The following is a 14,661-nucleotide window of genomic DNA, read 5'->3' as shown; positions in this document are numbered from 1 at the left end:
TTTTTACTTTCTAGGAGCCCACCATGGCCAGCACCACTCTGAACAGCCTCTCCCTGCCTTCCAGCGCCCAGCCCACCGTGGGTGCGTCCCTGCAAGCCCTGCTGGCAGCCGGTCAGGCCCTGGCAGTTGCCGTGTGGCAAGCGGCCCTGGGTGCCAAGCCCGCTGCAGCCAAGACCGCATACCAGGAAGCCGAAGAACTGCGCACCTACGCTGCGCAAATCCAGGGCGCGGACCCTGAATTTGCGAACGACCTGTTCGCCGCCGCCGACCGCCACGAAGGCCTGTAAGCCTTCGCGCAGGCCGACCGCCTGCTCCCCTTACATCGTGGGGTAATCGGTGTAGCCCTTGGCACCGGGCGAATAGTAGGTGCTGCTGTCTGGCGCATTGAGCGCCGCCCCGGCCTTGATGCGCTCTGGCAGGTCGGGGTTGGCGATGTAGGTATTGCCAAACGCGACCGCATCCAGCTTCCCTTCCTGAATGGCCAGCGCCGCTTCTTCTGCGCTGTAGCCCATATTGCCCATCAGCACGCCCTTGTATTTCTCGCGGGCCACCGTCATCACGTCGCCGGTTTGCACGCCAAAGAAGTCAGCCCGCATCAGGTGCAGGTAGGCCAGTTTGAAGTCGTTGAGCTTCTCGGCCAGGTAGGCAGTCAGGCCCACGGGGTCGCTGTCCTTCATGCTGTTGTAGCTGTTCAGTGGCGACAGGCGCAGGCCCACACGCTCCGAGCCAATCGCCGCACTCACGGCCGTCAACACCTCGAACAAAAAGCGCGCCCGGTTTTCCACAGAGCCGCCATACCCATCGGTGCGCTGGTTGCAGCCGTCGCGCAGGAACTGGTCAATCAGGTAGCCATTGGCGCCATGCACTTCCACCCCGTCAAAACCGGCTGCGATGGCGTTCTTCGCGCCCTGTGCAAAGGCCGCCACGATGGTGGCAATCTCGTCGGTGCTGAGCGCGTGGGGCACGGCGTGGGGCACCTTGCCAGCGGGCGTGTGGATCTCGCCCTCAATGGCGGTGGCGCTGCTGGAAACGGTGCGTTGGCCGCCGTTGATGCCGGGGTGCGCGGCGCGGCCCGCGTGCCAGATCTGCATGAAGATGCGCCCGCCCTTGGCGTGCACGGCGGCGGTGGTCTTCTTCCAGCCTTCAATCTGTTCTGCGGAGTAGATGCCGGGCTCGGCCACAAAGGCCGACGTGCCCTCCACCACCATGGTGCATTCGGTAATCAAGAGGCCGCCGCTGGCACGCTGTGCGTAGTACTCGGCCATCAGGTCGTTGGGCTGGTGCTCGGTGCCCGCGCGGGTGCGCGTCAGCGGGGCCAGCACAAAACGGTTGGGAAGGGTCAGCGCGCCAACTTGCAGGGGATTAAAAAGCATGGAAATTAAGTCCAGAGAGTGAGACAACAAGGGCCGAGAAGGTACCACCCGCCGAATACACCGAGGGCGGTGGGGTTACTGGAAAGTGGGGTAGTTCAGGGTACAAAGCCCAGTGCGGCCACGGGCGGCAGGTCCTGGCTCACGGTGTGCCAGTGTTCGCCCGCATCGGCGCTGACCCACAGGCCGCCGGTGGTGGACGCCATGGCCAGGGTCTGGCGGTCGGTGGCCAGTTCCAGGCAATGCCGGTACACCAGATGGTACGCATGCGCTTGCGGCAGGCCGGCGCCAAACGTCCTGAAGGTCTTGCCGCCGTCGTCGGTGCGGTTCACCACCATCCGGCCGTCCACCGGGTAGCGGTGCGTGTCCGCCTGCGCCGGCACCAGCCAGGCGCGCAGCGGGTCTTGCGGGTCGCAGGCCACGGCAAAACCAAAACCCGACGGTGCCGGCGCCGTGATGCGCTCCCACTGCTGCCCGCCGTTGGCGCTGCGGTAGATGCCGCAGTGGTGCTGCGCCCACAGCACTTCGGGCTGGGCTGCGCATTGCACCACGCGGTGCGGGTCTTGGGTGTTCTGGTCGTCGGCGTTGTCGGCAGGCAGGTAGTCGGCCGTCATGCCTGTCGCCGTGAGCGCCCAGCTGGCACCACCGTCCTGCGTTTGCCACACACCGCCGCAGGAGATGGCCACCGTGATGTGCTGCGGATCGCGCGGGTCCACCAGCACCGAGTGCATGCCCGGAAAGTCATTGCCACCACCAAACCAGCCCGGGCGGCGCGGGTCCTCCCACAGCGCGGTGCAAAGTTCCCAACTGGCGCCCCCGTCCTCCGACTTGAACAGCCCCGCCGGCATGCAGCCGGCCCACAGTGTGCCGGGCTGGTCGGCGCTGCCCGGGGTGAGCGCCCAGACCAGGTCCACATTCCAGGGCGTGGGGTCGTCGGCCAGCGGGCCGCTGGAGGGCTTGGGCGGGAAGGCGGGCGCCGCGATCTCGGTCCAGCTGGCGCCCTGGTCGGTGCTCTTGCGCAGCTTCACGCCAAAGTGGCCCATGCGCAGCGCGGCCCACCAGTGGCCGGTACGTGGGTCGGCCAGCACCTGGGTGACCGGGTCACCCGCAAAGTGGTGGCCCACCACCGCCCATTGCGCGCCCTGGCCGCGCACCACAAACAAGCCTTTGCGGCTGGCTACCAACAGTGTTTGCATAGCTTATGTCTCCGATGAACTGCTTTTACGGCCTGGCCGCCCCAAGGTGAAACGCGGTTCCTCTCCGGAGGGAGCGCAGTGCACAAAGAAGCAAGCGTGGGGCCATGTCCTAGCCGCCGGTCAGGGCCTGAATCACCAGCACGCTGTCGCCGCTGGCCAACGGCTGGCTGAGGGTTTGCCGGTCCATCACCATGGTCTTGTTGATGAACACCGCCACATGTTTACGGATATGGCCTTGGTCGTCCAACACATAGTGACGCAGGCCGGGTGCGGCAGCCAGCGCGGCATCCAATACAGCGCGCAGGCTGCCGGGCGCCACACGTTGCGGCGCGCATTCCACGTGGCGACGCAAGCTGGCTGCAAACTCCACCTTCACCATGGCTTCCCTTTGTTCAAGGGCTGCAGTATTGCCATCGCAGGGCCAGTTGGCAAGACCTGGTCGCTTCACTGCCTGGGCAGCATCAGGCTTGCACTGTGATGCGTTTTTGCTGCACGTATTCCTTGTACTGTGTCAGCGGAATCGCTGTCAGGCCCGCGTTGCCGTTTTCGTCGGTCCAGCTCAGTGTGGCGCTGTCTGCCGCCAGCTCCACCTGTATGGGCCCCAGTGGAATCTGCAGAGGGGCACCATCGCCTGGGCGGTAGGTCACGTGGTCCGTTACGGTGGCGTGTTGGGTCATGGGGGCTCCTAGGGTGAAAGACCCATTACGCGCCCGCCGCGCCGCGCGGTATGTCGGACAAAGCCGCGACCTGCTGTTTCCCCGGGGCGCTGCAGGCCGCAGAGGTATTGGGCTTTATGTATAAAAAATGCCTATAGAGCTTATGGATATTGCGCGAGTAGCTATAAATACAGGAGCAAATTGTGGCCCATGTACCATGCTGCTCCTATGCAAATCTCCCACTTTTACCCAATAGGCAGCCCCGGTCAGGCATGGGGCCCCGCAGAGCGCGCCCAGTGGCGCGCACGCCAGGTGCGCCAGCGCAGTTATGCCGACGATGTGCTGCGGGCGGTCGCGGATCTGCGCGACCGTTTTGACGTGGACACCTATGGCGAGGTGGTCTACGGGGACGAGCGTTTTGCGCTCATGGCCATCCGCAGCCGCCACTGGAATGCCGCGCTGCCCAGCGTGCTGGTGACCGGTGGCGTGCATGGCTACGAGACCAGCGGTGTGCACGGTGCGCTGCGTTTTGTGGACGCGCACGCCGCCACCTACGCAGACCGGGTGAACCTGCTGGTGGCACCGTGTGTGAGTCCCTGGGCGTATGAGCGCATCCAGCGCTGGAACCATGACGCGCTGGACCCCAACCGCAACTTCCGCGCGGACAGCCCCGCGCAAGAGAGCGCGGCACTCTTGCGCCTGGTGACACCGCTGTACGGCCAGTTTGCCGCCCACATCGACCTGCACGAAACCACCGACACCGACGAGACTGAATACCGCCCCGCCGTGGCCGCCCGTGACGGCAAACCGTTCGAGCCCGGCACCATCCCGGACGGCTTTTATCTGGTGGACGACAGCGCCAACCCCCAGCCCGTGTTCCAGCAGGCCATCATCGACGCGGTACAGCGCGTCACCCATATCGCTCCGGCAGACACGCAGGGCGGCATCATCGGCTCGCCGCTGGTGGCGCACGGTGTGATCCACTACGCCATGAAAGAACTGGGTCTGTGCGCCAGCATCAGCGGTGCGCGCTACACCAGTACCACCGAGGTCTACCCTGACAGCCCCTGCGCCACGCCCGAGCAGTGCGTTGCCGCGCAGGTGGCCGCCGTGTGTGCGGCGGTGGAGTTTGTGGGCTATAAAACGGCATGAGCGATACCCCCAACGAAGCCCGCACCCCGTTTGAATGGATAGGTGGTGAACCCGTGGTCCGCAGCCTGGTGGACCGTTTTTACGACCTGATGGATCTGGAGCCCGGCTACACCGAATTGCGGGCCGCGCATGGCAGCTCGCTGGACAAGGCACGAGACCACCTATTCTGGTTTTTGTGTGGCTGGCTCGGCGGTCCGGATTATTTTGTGGAGCGTTTTGGCCACCCGCGGCTGCGGGCGCGGCACATGCCTTTCAAGATCGGCATTCTGGAGCGCGACCAATGGCTGGCCTGCATGGACCAGGCCATGGGCGACACCGGTGTTCCTGTCGAACTGCGCGAGCGGCTCAAGACCTCGTTTTTTCAGACGGCAGACTGGATGCGCAATGTGGGGGCGTGAGCCGCACCGCAATACTTGAGCGCCATGGAAAACCTTGATGTGATGGTCTTGCGGGCCCTGTGCGGCTGGCGCCAAGCCGGACGGCGCGCGCTGCTGGCCACGGTGGTGCGCACCTGGGGCTCGTCGCCGCGGCCCGTGGGGTCCATCATGGCGCTGAGCGAGGATGGCGCGGTGATTGGTTCGGTGTCGGGCGGGTGTATTGAGGACGATTTGATTTTTCGTTTCACGCGGGCCTACGCGTCCGATGGGGCGGCGCCCAGCGATGGCGTGCAGCAGATTCCCAGCGGCCCGCCGCAGCGCGTGAAGTATGGCATCACCGCCGACGAGGCACACCGCTTTGGCCTGCCCTGTGGTGGCACGCTGGAGCTGCTGCTGGAGTTCGACCCTGACGCCACCTGCCTGGCAGAGCTGGTGGTGCGCCTGGAGCAAGGTCAGCTGGTGCGGCGCACGGTGCGACTGGCCGATGGCGTGGTGGGCTTGCAACCTGCCAGCACTCCGGCGGCACTGGCTGTCTCGGATGCAGAACTGGCCAACACCTTTGGGCCGGAATACCGCCTGCTCATCATCGGTGCCGGGCAGCTCAGCGAGTATGTGGCGACCATGGCGCAGTTCAGCGGTTTTGCCGTGACGGTGTGTGACCCGCGCGAGGAGTACCGCGGTGCCTGGGCCGTGCCCGGCGTGACGGTCAGCAGCGGCATGCCTGATGAGGTGGTGACGGCTTTCAAGCCCGACAGCCGCAGCTGTGTGATTGCGCTCACGCACGACCCCAAGCTGGACGATCTGGCGCTGTTGGAAGCGCTGCAGTCGGACGCCTTCTACATCGGTGCCATTGGCTCGCGCCGCAACCACGCGGCCCGCCGCCAACGCATGCTGGAACACCTGGCACAGACGCCCCAAACGCTGGCCCGTCTGCGCGGCCCCATTGGCATTTACATCGGCAGCAAGACACCGCCCGAGATTGCGGTTAGCGTGATGGCGGAAATACTGGCCGTCAAAAACGGGGTGACCTTGCCGCGCGACATGGCGGTGTCCCATGCCAAGGACGAATTGGCCATCGCCCACAACGACCCCGGCACTAGGGGCTGCGGCGTGCCGCAACCCTGACAGATCAGGCCAGCGTGCGGCCCAGGGCCGTAGCCGCCTCCAGCAGTTGGGGCACATGTTGCAAGGCTTGCTGCAGCGGCATGCGGGCGGCTGGCGCCTGCAGCGCCACGGCCGTGCGCACCGCGCGGCTGCCAGCTTGCAGCACGGGTACGGCCACACACACCAGACCGTCCACAAACTCTTCCGCATCCACGGCATAGCCTTGGCGCACGATCTGTGCGAGCTCGTCTTCCAGCGCCTGGCGCTGGGTCAGGGTGGTGGCGGTGTAGCGGGGCAGGGGCAGGCTGTCCAGCAGGGCCGCACGCGCCTGTTCGGTCATATACGCCAGAAACAGCTTGCCACTGGCCGAACAGTGGATGGGGACACGCGTGCCGGCCTTGAGTTCCATGCGCAGCGGAAAGGCCGACTCCACCCGGTCCAGGTACATCACGTCGGTGCCGCTCAGGGCTGTGAGGTTGCAGCTCTCGCCCACCACACTCACCAGCTGGCGCAGCACCGCGTGGCGCACGCCGCGGCGCGTGTCGGCACTCAGCACGTTCTCGGCCAGGCGCACCAGCCGGGCGGCGGGCGCATAGAGGCGGCCGCCGGGCTCGCGCGTGACCAGGCCCCCGGCTTCCAGCTGCGCCAGCATGCGGTGCACGCTGGGCTTGGGCCAACCGCTGCTGCGCACGGCGTCGGCCAGACTGAAGGGCTGGCCCGTGGCGCAGACCAGGTCCAGCAACTCAAACATGCGCAGGGCGGGCGTGGGTTTGTCCATGGCTTGGATGTTGGTTCCGGAATTCGAGACAAATAACTATAAATATCTGAGACAAAAAACTGCGCTGATTATGCTCGTGGCATTGTTGATACACCAGTCCCCGCATGCCACTTCCCTTCCAAAACACGGTTCTCACTGGCGCTTGCGGCGGCCTGGGCCAGGCGCTGGCGCGCCAGTTGCTGGCCCAGGGCTCGGTGGTGGCGCTGGTGGGGTTGAACCATCCTGCGCTGGAGGCGCTGGCCGCCACCGCCCCCTACCGCTGTGCCATTTACACGCCCGATGTGGCCGACCCGCAGGCCATGCAGGCCTGTGCACAGGACTGGGTCGGCCGCTTTGGCGTGCCCGACTTGTTGATTGCCAATGCCGGCGTAGCTGGGGGTTTTGACACCGCCCAGGCCGACGACCTGGCGGTGATGCGCCGCATGCTGGAGATCAATGTGCTGGGCGTGGCTACCACGTTTCAGCCATTTCTGGACGCCATGCGTGCCCAGGGCCGCGGCAGCCTGGTGGGCGTGGCCAGCCTGGCCGGTTGGCGCGGCATGCCGGGCAACGGCGCCTACTGCGCGAGCAAGGGTGCACTGATTCGCTACCTAGAGAGCCTGCGTGCCGAGTTGCGAGGCAGCGGCCTGCGCGTGCACACCGTGAGCCCGGGCTACCTGCGCACGCCACTGACCGCGGGCAACCAGTTTGTGATGCCCGGCCTCATGGAGGCCGATGACGCGGCACGTGCGCTGCTGGCCGCCGTGGCCCGTGGGCGCGAGCAGATTGTGCTGCCGCGCCACATGGGCTGGTTGTCGCGGGCGCTGAGCCTGCTGCCCACCGCCTGGCACGACCGCATCCTGCTGGGCCAGCCGCGCAAGCCACGCGTGGGCGAAGCGGGCGCCACGGCCATTCCGGGCCTGCCACCGCGCCCCTGATTTTTTTACGACAAGCACCCGAGAGAGACTTTGATGACCGAGACTTTGAAGCGTGCCGCGACACGCGACTGCATTGCCCTGATTGGCGCTGGCCCCAGTGGCCTGGCCGCCGCCCGCAACCTGCAAAAGCAGGGCCTGCCCTTCCAGGGCTTTGAGGCCCACACCGATGTGGGTGGCCTGTGGAACATCGACAACCCGCGCAGCACGGTTTACGAGTCGGCCCACCTGATCTCCAGCAAGACCACCACCGAGTTCAGCGAATTCCCCATGCGCCCCGAAGTGGCCGACTACCCCAGCCACAAGGAGATGCGCCAGTACTTCTTCGATTTCGCCGATCACTTTGGCCTGCGCGCACACTTTCATTTTGGTGCCAAGGTGTTGTCGGTCAAGCCCTTGGGCGATCACGTGGCGCCGCTATGGCGTGTGGAATGGCAGGACGCCGCTGGTGGTGTGCACAGTGCAGAGTTCAAGGGTGTGGTGATTGCCAATGGCACCTTGGCAGAGCCCAACATGCCCGCGTTTGACGGGCACTTTGACGGCGAACTGCTGCACACCGCGGCCTACAAGAGCGCGGAGATGTTTCGCGGCAAACGTGTGCTGGTGGTGGGGGCGGGCAACTCGGGCTGCGACATTGCCGTGGACGCGGTGCATGCCGCGCGGAGCGTGGACATCTCGGTGCGCCGGGGCTACTACTTTGTGCCCAAGTACGTGTTTGGCAAACCGGCCGATACCTTGGGTGGCAAGGTCAAGCTGCCAGCCTGGCTCAAGCAAAAGGTGGACAGCACGGTGCTGGGCTGGTTCACCGGCGACCCCAGCCGTTTTGGCTTCCCCAAGCCCGACTACAAGATGTACGAGTCGCACCCGGTGGTGAACTCGCTGGTGCTGCACCACCTGGGCCATGGCGACTTGCATGTGAAGGGTGACATTGCGCGTCTGGACGGGCACACCGTGCACTTCAAGGACGGCAGTGCCAAGGACTACGACCTGATTCTGTGCGCCACGGGTTACCGCCTGCACTACCCTTTTATGGATGTGAAGCTGTTGAACTGGCAGGGCATGTCGCCCCAGCTCTACCTCAACATCTTCTCGCCCCAATACGACAACCTGGCCGTGATGGGCATGATCGAAGCCAGTGGTATTGGCTGGCAGGGCCGCTACGAGCAGGGCGAGCTGGTGGCGCGCTACTTCAAGGCGCGTGATGCCGGCAGCGCAGCCGCAGCCGCGCTGTGCCGCGCCAAGGCCGGCCCACCACCCGACCTGAGTGGCGGCTACCGCTACCTCAAGCTCGAACGCATGGCCTATTACGTGCACAAAGACACCTACCGCGCTGCGGTGCGTGCCGCCAGTGCTGCACTGGTCTGAGCCTCACTCACCACAACCAGGAAACGCGCCATGCTGCCTGTCGACGAAATACGCCTGAACTTCAACCCCGCCTCGCTGGTGATTCTCAACATCGTGCTGGGCTTTCTGATGTTCGGCATTGCGCTGGACACACGCGTGGCCGACTTCAAACGCGTGCTGCGCATGCCCGTGGCCATGGCCGCGGGCATTGCGGCGCAGTTTGTGGTGTTGCCTGCGGTGACCTATGCGCTCACGCTGGCGCTGAACCCTGGCCCCAGCATTGCACTGGGCATGATTCTGGTGGCCTGCTGCCCGCCCGGCAATGTAAGCAACATCCTCACGCACCGGGCGCAAGGCAATGTCGCGCTGTCGGTGTCCATGACGGCGATTTCCAACGCGCTGGCGATTGTGCTGATGCCCCTGAACTTTGCGTTCTGGGCCGGCATGCACCCCACGGCCTCAACCCTGTTTCGCAGCATCGCGCTGGACCCGCTGGAAATGGCGGGCCACATCGTGGTCATCATCGGTGTGCCCTTTGTGCTGGGCATCGCCTGCGCCGAGAAGCTGCCACGCTTGACCGAGAAGGTGCGCAAGCCAGCCCGCATCCTGAGCTTTCTGTGCCTCATTGGTTTCATCGTTGGTGCGGTAGCTGGCAACTGGCGCTACTTTCTGGACTATGTGGGCCTGGTGCTGCTGGCCGTGGCCATCCACGATGCGCTGGCCTTTGGCACGGGCTATCTGTGCGCGCGTGCCACGGGCCTCTCGGACTACGACCGCCGTGCCGTGTCGATTGAGGTGGGCATCCGCAACGCGGGCCTGGGCTTGGTGCTGATCTTCAGCTTCTTTGGTGGCCTGGGCGGCATGGCCGTGGTGGCCGGGGTGTGGGGCTTTTGGGACATCATCGCCGGCTTGGCTTTGGCCAGCTGGTGGGGCCGAAAACCACCCGTCAAACCGGCTGGGAGCGAAGCATGAGCGTGGCGGCAACAGGCGCCGCGCGCCGCGTTTTCATCACCGGGGCCGATGGCTTTCTGGGTCGCAGCCTGGTGGCTGCCATGTTGCACAGCGGGCAGTTTGAAGCCATTGTGGCGGCCGATGTGCGCACCGTACCCCCAGAGCGTCGTCTGCCGGGCGTGACCTACCTGGAGCAGGATGTACGCGACGCTGCACTGGGTGCCTTGCTGGGCGCCCATGCCATCGACACCGTGGTGCACCTGGCCTCCATCGTCACGCCGGGCAAGCAGTCCAACCGTGAGTTTGAGTATTCGGTGGATGTGCTGGGTACGCGCAATGTGCTGGATGCCTGTGTGGCCCAGGGCGTGCAGCACCTGGTGGTGAGCTCCAGTGGCGCGGCGTATGGCTACCACGCGGACAACCCGGCCTGGCTCGTGGAGCGTGACGCGCTGCGCGGCAACGAGGCCTTTGCCTACGCCCACCACAAACGTCTGGTGGAGGAGATGCTGGCGCAGTACCGCTCGCATGCGCCGCAGCTGCTGCAAACCGTGTTCCGCATCGGCACCATTTTGGGGGAGGCGGTGGACAACCAGATCACCGCACTGTTCGAGAAGCCGCGCCTGTTGGCCATACGCGGCAGCGACAGCCCCTTTGTGTTCATCTGGGATACGGATGTCACCGGCGCCATGCTGCATGCGCTGCAGCGCCGCCACGCAGGGTGTTTCAACCTGGCGGGGGATGGGGCCTTGCCCTTGCAGGCCATTGCCAAACGCCTGGGCAAACCGCTGCTGACCTTGCCGGCCTGGCTGCTCAAGAGCGCACTGGCCATGGGGCAGGCGCTGGGTGTGAGTCGTTATGGTCCCGAGCAGCTCGACTTCTTGCGTTACCGCCCGGTGCTGTTGAACACCGCGCTCAAGACCGAACTGGGCTATGTGCCCGGCAAAACCAGCAGCCAGGCGCTGGACGCCTTTATTGCCGCCCGCGCAGCCCAAGGCCGTCCGGTGACAGGCACGCGGGCCGCTGCATGAGCGGCGCACAGGTGTTGCGCCCCTGGAGCCGGGGCGACAGCCTGCGTGCACTGGCCGTGGTGGTGCTGTGGGGGCTCAACTTTGTGGTCATGAAGGTGGGCTTGCAGGGCCTGAGCCCCATGCTGCTGGGCGCCTTGCGTTTTGCTGCAGCATCGTTGCCGTTTTTGTGGTGGGTAGGGCGCCCGCCGCTGCCTTGGCGTTATGTACTGGCCTATGGGCTGGCGCAGGGGCTGGGACAGTTCGGCTTTCTGTTCTGGGGCTTGCAACTGGGCATGACGGCGGGCATGGCCTCGGTGGTGATGCAGATGCAGGCCTTTTTTACGCTGCTGCTGGCGGCGCCCATCCTCGGTGAGCGCGCACGCGGCTGGCAGTGGGCTGGTTTGGTGCTGGCATTGGGCGGCCTGCTGGCCATTGCCTCGGCACATGGCGAAGGCCCGGGCCAGATGACGCTGGTGGGCCTGGTGCTCACGGCCAGCGCGGCATTGATGTGGGCGGTATCCAACATCGTGGTGCGGCTGGCGGCCCGCCATGGCAGTTACGAGCCTTTTCCCTTCATTGTGTGGACCAGTGTGGTGCCCATCCTGCCGTTTACTGGCCTGGCGCTGTGGACCGAGGGTTGGGACGCGGTGGTGTCGCAGCTGGCCGGGCTGCGCTGGCCGGCGGTGGCTTCGGTGCTGTATTTGGCGTGGCTGGCCACCCTGTTGGCCTACACGCTGTGGACGCGGCTGTTGCAGCGCCACACGGCGGGCAAGGTCACCCCGTTTTCGCTGCTGGTGCCGGTGGTGGGGCTGGCCGCTGCGGCGCTGGCGTTTGGGGAAGTGCCCAAGCTGCTGCAGTGGCTGGGTACGGGGGCGGTGTTGTTGGGGTTGCTGGTGAATCAGGCAGGGCAGTGGTGGGCGGCGCGCAAGCCACCTGGCTCGCACTGACTAGGCGCGATTCAGGGGCTGCAACAGCACCACCAGTGCGCCTGCGCCGCCTTGCGCGGGCTGGGCTTGGACAAAGGCGACGACCTCACTCTTCTGTACCAGCCATTTGTGCACTTTCTCTTTCAGCACGGGTGCCTTGCCGGGTGAGCCCAGGCCTTTGCCGTGCACCACGCGCACGCAGCGTATGCCCTGTTTGTGTGATTCGCGGATAAAGGCACCCAGCGCTTCGCGCGCCTCGTCGCTGCGGTAGCCGTGCAGGTCAATCTGTTTCTGGATGCTCCACTTGCCCTTGCGCAGCTTCTGCGTCACATCGGTACCCACGCCGGGGCGGCGAAAGCTGAGGTGCTCGTCGGTGTCCAGCAGGGTGGTCACGTCCACTTCGTCGCTCAGCGCTTCTTGCAGTGCGGCGGCGTCATCCAGCATCTGCTGCTTGGGGATGGGTTTGGGCGGTTCCGGCGCCAGCTTGGCGCGCTGCGGTGGCTCCAGTGGTTTGACTTTGCCGATGGCCGCCTGGAACAGGTTGCTGGCAGCCGCCTTGCGCTTGGCCTCTGCCGCCTTCTGTGCGGCCAGCGCCGCTTCGCGTGCGGCCTGGGCTTCGATTTCTTTTTTGACCAGCTTCAGGTCGGAAAGGGCGTTGATCTTCATGGCAGCCCTTTAGAGTAAACCGGCCTCGGCCATGGACAGTGCCTGGCCGGGGCCTACGATGATGTGGTCCAGCACCCGCACATCCACCAGTGCGAGCGCGGCTTTGAGTGTTTGGGTCAGTGCCTCGTCGGCACGGCTGGGCTGCACGCTGCCGCTGGGGTGGTTGTGCGCCAGCACCACGGCAGCCGCGCTGTGGTGCAGCGCGCGGATGACGACCTCGCGCGGGTACACACTGGTCTGCGTGAGCGTGCCGCGAAACAGCTCCTCCATGGCCAGCATCTTGTTCTGGCTGTCCAGGAAAAGTACCGCAAACACCTCGTGCCCTTTGGCGGCCAGGTGCAGCTGCAGGTAGTGCTTCACGGCCTGCGGGTCGGCAAACACCTCGCGCTCCTGCAGGCGCTGCGCCATGGCGCGGCGGGCCAGCTCCAGCACCGCCACAATCTCGGCCCGCTTGGCAGGCCCCAGGCCTTTGACGCGCTTGAGGTCGTCGGCGGTGGCGTGCAGCAAGCCGGCTATGCCTCCAAACCCGCCCTGGAGCCCGTCAGTATTGCGCGAGGCGCTATCATTTTTGAGTTGCAGCAGCTCCTCCGCCATCTGCAACACCCCTTTGCCCGCCATGCCGGTGCGCAACAAAATGGCCAGCAGCTCCGCATCGCTGAGCGCGCCGGGGCCACGGGCCAGCAGCTTTTCGCGCGGGCGGGCTTCCAGGGGCAGGTCTTTGAGGGGCATGGCGGGGAGGTGAAGCGGGTGCCGGAAGGCTGGTCGGGGCAAGCTTTCTACAATAGAGGCCAGTTTATCGGGACTTTTATGACCACCACGCTCCCCCGAGTCCAAGCGGGCTCTTTCCTCACCTTGCACTACCGCCTGGGCGGCCCGGCTGGGGACATCATCAACACCTTCACCGGCAAGCCGGCCACGCTCAGTCTGGGTACGGGCGAGCTGTCCCCCGCCGTGGAAGCCTGCTTGATGGACATGGAAGAGGGCGCCCGTGCCACGTTTGAGTTGCCGGCTGGCGCTGCCTTTGGCGAGCGCAATCCCGACATGCAGCAGTGGCTGGCGCGCAAGGTGCTGACCCAGATGGGTGACCCGCTGGAGACCTACAGCGTGGGTGACGTGGTGCAGTTCCCCACACCCGATGGCCAAGGCCAGTTTGCGGGCGTGGTGCTGCAGTTGCGTGGCGAGGGTGAGGAGCGCGCCGTGTTGTTTGACTTCAACCACCCGCTGGCTGGCCGGCCCGTCACGTTTGAAGTGCAGTTGATTGGCGTGTTATGAGCGCACCGGTGTTGCCCCAGGAAATTTTGTTGGCCGAGCCACGCGGCTTCTGCGCCGGTGTGGACCGGGCCATCGAGATTGTAGAAAAGGCCCTCGCCAAGTTCGGCCGGCCGATTTACGTGCGCCACGAGATCGTGCACAACACCTATGTGGTCAACGACCTCAAAGAGCGCGGCGCCATCTTCATTGAAGAGCTGGACGATGTGCCCCCGGGCGCGACGCTGGTGTTTTCGGCCCACGGCGTGAGCCAGGCCATCCAGCGCGAGGCGCAGCAGAGGGGCTTCCAGATTTTCGACGCCACCTGCCCGCTGGTGACCAAGGTGCACGTGGAAGTGGCCAAGCTGCACAAAGAAGGCTTTGAATTCATCATGATCGGCCACAAGGGCCACCCCGAGGTGGAGGGCACCATGGGGCAGTTGGAGAGCGGCATTCACCTGGTGGAAGACGTGGCCGATGTGGCCCGCATCCAGCCCGGCCAGACCGACAAGCTGGCCGTGGTGACCCAAACCACCCTCAGCGTGGACGATGCGGCGGACATTACGGCCGCGGTGGTCGCGCGCTTTCCGCTGATCAAGAAACCCAAGATGCAAGACATTTGCTACGCCACCCAGAACCGCCAGGACGCGGTCAAGGTGATGAGCCCGCAGGTGGACATCGTGATCGTGGTGGGCAGCCCCACCAGCTCCAACAGCAACCGCCTGCGCGAAGTGGCCAAAAAGCTGGGCACCGAGAGCTACATGGTGGACAACGCTGACGAGCTCAAGCCCGAGTGGTTTGAAGGCCGCTCCCGCGTGGGCCTGACCGCCGGTGCCAGCGCGCCCGAGGTGCTTGTGAAGGCCGTGATCGACCGCATCAAGGCGCTGGGCGCCGTGTCGGTGCGCAAGATGGACGGCATCGAGGAAACCGTGAAGTTTCCGCTGCCCAAGGGGCTGAAACTGGATGCCTGAG

The 14,661-nt window shown here is 65.3% G+C and carries 18 protein-coding genes; 11 read left to right on the top strand and 7 right to left on the bottom strand.

What is annotated here, in order from left to right:
• The first annotated feature begins 23 nt into the window (after positions 1–23).
• A complete protein-coding gene (locus AC3WS7_RS15710) occupies positions 24–287 on the top strand; it encodes a hypothetical protein (protein ID WP_492657009.1) in 264 nt (87 codons plus the stop codon).
• Between the two features lie 30 nt (positions 288–317).
• Here the strand turns inward: AC3WS7_RS15710 and AC3WS7_RS15705 are convergent, their stop codons facing one another.
• From AC3WS7_RS15705 to AC3WS7_RS15690, 4 genes are all read right to left on the bottom strand, one after another.
• A complete protein-coding gene (locus tag AC3WS7_RS15705; RefSeq protein WP_492657008.1) occupies positions 318–1,373 on the bottom strand; it encodes an alkene reductase in 1,056 nt (351 codons plus the stop codon).
• A gap of 95 nt (positions 1,374–1,468) precedes the next feature.
• Positions 1,469–2,566: a WD40/YVTN/BNR-like repeat-containing protein gene (locus AC3WS7_RS15700; RefSeq protein ID WP_492657007.1), complete on the bottom strand. Its 1,098-nt coding sequence runs from the start codon at positions 2,564–2,566 to the stop codon at positions 1,469–1,471.
• Between the two features lie 109 nt (positions 2,567–2,675).
• Positions 2,676–2,945: a MoaD/ThiS family protein gene (locus tag AC3WS7_RS15695; protein ID WP_296472230.1), complete on the bottom strand. Its 270-nt coding sequence runs from the start codon at positions 2,943–2,945 to the stop codon at positions 2,676–2,678.
• An 82-nt stretch (positions 2,946–3,027) separates the two neighbouring features.
• Complete coding sequence (locus AC3WS7_RS15690) at positions 3,028–3,243, bottom strand: hypothetical protein (protein ID WP_296472233.1); 216 nt, start codon at positions 3,241–3,243, stop codon at positions 3,028–3,030.
• A gap of 207 nt (positions 3,244–3,450) precedes the next feature.
• Between AC3WS7_RS15690 and AC3WS7_RS15685 the strand changes: the two genes are divergently transcribed.
• From AC3WS7_RS15685 to AC3WS7_RS15675, 3 genes are read left to right on the top strand one after another with little or no spacing between them, the layout of a single operon-like run.
• Positions 3,451–4,374 (top strand): M14 family metallopeptidase, encoded by a 924-nt coding sequence (locus tag AC3WS7_RS15685; RefSeq protein ID WP_492657006.1) that lies wholly within the window; start codon positions 3,451–3,453, stop codon positions 4,372–4,374.
• A complete protein-coding gene (locus AC3WS7_RS15680) occupies positions 4,371–4,772 on the top strand; it encodes a group II truncated hemoglobin (RefSeq protein WP_492657005.1) in 402 nt (133 codons plus the stop codon). Before AC3WS7_RS15685 ends, AC3WS7_RS15680 begins: the two co-directional genes overlap by 4 nt.
• 24 nt (positions 4,773–4,796) lie before the next feature.
• A complete protein-coding gene (locus AC3WS7_RS15675; RefSeq protein WP_492657004.1) occupies positions 4,797–5,876 on the top strand; it encodes an XdhC family protein in 1,080 nt (359 codons plus the stop codon).
• A gap of 4 nt (positions 5,877–5,880) precedes the next feature.
• Here the strand turns inward: AC3WS7_RS15675 and AC3WS7_RS15670 are convergent, their stop codons facing one another.
• Positions 5,881–6,633: an IclR family transcriptional regulator gene (locus AC3WS7_RS15670; protein ID WP_296472241.1), complete on the bottom strand. Its 753-nt coding sequence runs from the start codon at positions 6,631–6,633 to the stop codon at positions 5,881–5,883.
• A gap of 104 nt (positions 6,634–6,737) precedes the next feature.
• Here AC3WS7_RS15670 and AC3WS7_RS15665 point away from each other — a divergent pair, with 104 nt between their 5' ends.
• Genes AC3WS7_RS15665 through AC3WS7_RS15645 form a run of 5 tightly spaced genes read left to right on the top strand, consistent with a single transcriptional unit; the run spans position 6,738 to position 11,796 of the window.
• The gene (locus AC3WS7_RS15665) at positions 6,738–7,550 is read left to right on the top strand and encodes an SDR family oxidoreductase (RefSeq protein WP_296472242.1); all 813 of its coding nucleotides are present in this window, start codon (positions 6,738–6,740) and stop codon (positions 7,548–7,550) included.
• A 33-nt stretch (positions 7,551–7,583) separates the two neighbouring features.
• Entirely contained in the window at positions 7,584–8,912 is a 1,329-nt protein-coding gene (locus AC3WS7_RS15660; RefSeq protein ID WP_492657003.1) for a flavin-containing monooxygenase, read from the top strand.
• A 30-nt stretch (positions 8,913–8,942) separates the two neighbouring features.
• A complete protein-coding gene (locus tag AC3WS7_RS15655; protein WP_492657002.1) occupies positions 8,943–9,863 on the top strand; it encodes a bile acid:sodium symporter family protein in 921 nt (306 codons plus the stop codon).
• The gene (locus tag AC3WS7_RS15650) at positions 9,860–10,870 is read left to right on the top strand and encodes an NAD-dependent epimerase/dehydratase family protein (protein WP_492657001.1); all 1,011 of its coding nucleotides are present in this window, start codon (positions 9,860–9,862) and stop codon (positions 10,868–10,870) included. The genes AC3WS7_RS15655 and AC3WS7_RS15650 overlap by 4 nt, the downstream gene beginning before the upstream one ends.
• Positions 10,867–11,796, top strand: coding sequence for an EamA family transporter (locus tag AC3WS7_RS15645; protein WP_492657000.1), 930 nt, complete (start codon positions 10,867–10,869; stop codon positions 11,794–11,796). Before AC3WS7_RS15650 ends, AC3WS7_RS15645 begins: the two co-directional genes overlap by 4 nt.
• On the opposite strand, the gene AC3WS7_RS15640 is transcribed toward AC3WS7_RS15645, so the two are convergent.
• Together AC3WS7_RS15640 and radC are read right to left on the bottom strand one after the other, a co-directional pair.
• Positions 11,797–12,441: a Smr/MutS family protein gene (locus AC3WS7_RS15640; protein ID WP_296472247.1), complete on the bottom strand. Its 645-nt coding sequence runs from the start codon at positions 12,439–12,441 to the stop codon at positions 11,797–11,799.
• Positions 12,442–12,450: 9 nt separating this feature from the next.
• Positions 12,451–13,170, bottom strand: a complete 720-nt coding sequence (radC, locus tag AC3WS7_RS15635; protein ID WP_492656999.1) for a RadC family protein — start codon at positions 13,168–13,170, stop codon at positions 12,451–12,453.
• A 78-nt stretch (positions 13,171–13,248) separates the two neighbouring features.
• Between radC and AC3WS7_RS15630 the strand changes: the two genes are divergently transcribed.
• Both AC3WS7_RS15630 and ispH read left to right on the top strand, forming a co-directional pair.
• A complete protein-coding gene (locus tag AC3WS7_RS15630; RefSeq protein ID WP_492656998.1) occupies positions 13,249–13,713 on the top strand; it encodes an FKBP-type peptidyl-prolyl cis-trans isomerase in 465 nt (154 codons plus the stop codon).
• Positions 13,710–14,660: a 4-hydroxy-3-methylbut-2-enyl diphosphate reductase gene (gene ispH, locus AC3WS7_RS15625; protein WP_296472252.1), complete on the top strand. Its 951-nt coding sequence runs from the start codon at positions 13,710–13,712 to the stop codon at positions 14,658–14,660. The genes AC3WS7_RS15630 and ispH overlap by 4 nt, the downstream gene beginning before the upstream one ends.
• The last annotated feature ends 1 nt before the right edge of the window (position 14,661 follow it).

Source organism: Rhodoferax sp. EU05-FHT12H12 (genome assembly GCF_058791215.1).
This window is presented reverse-complemented; position numbering and strand designations above follow the sequence as displayed.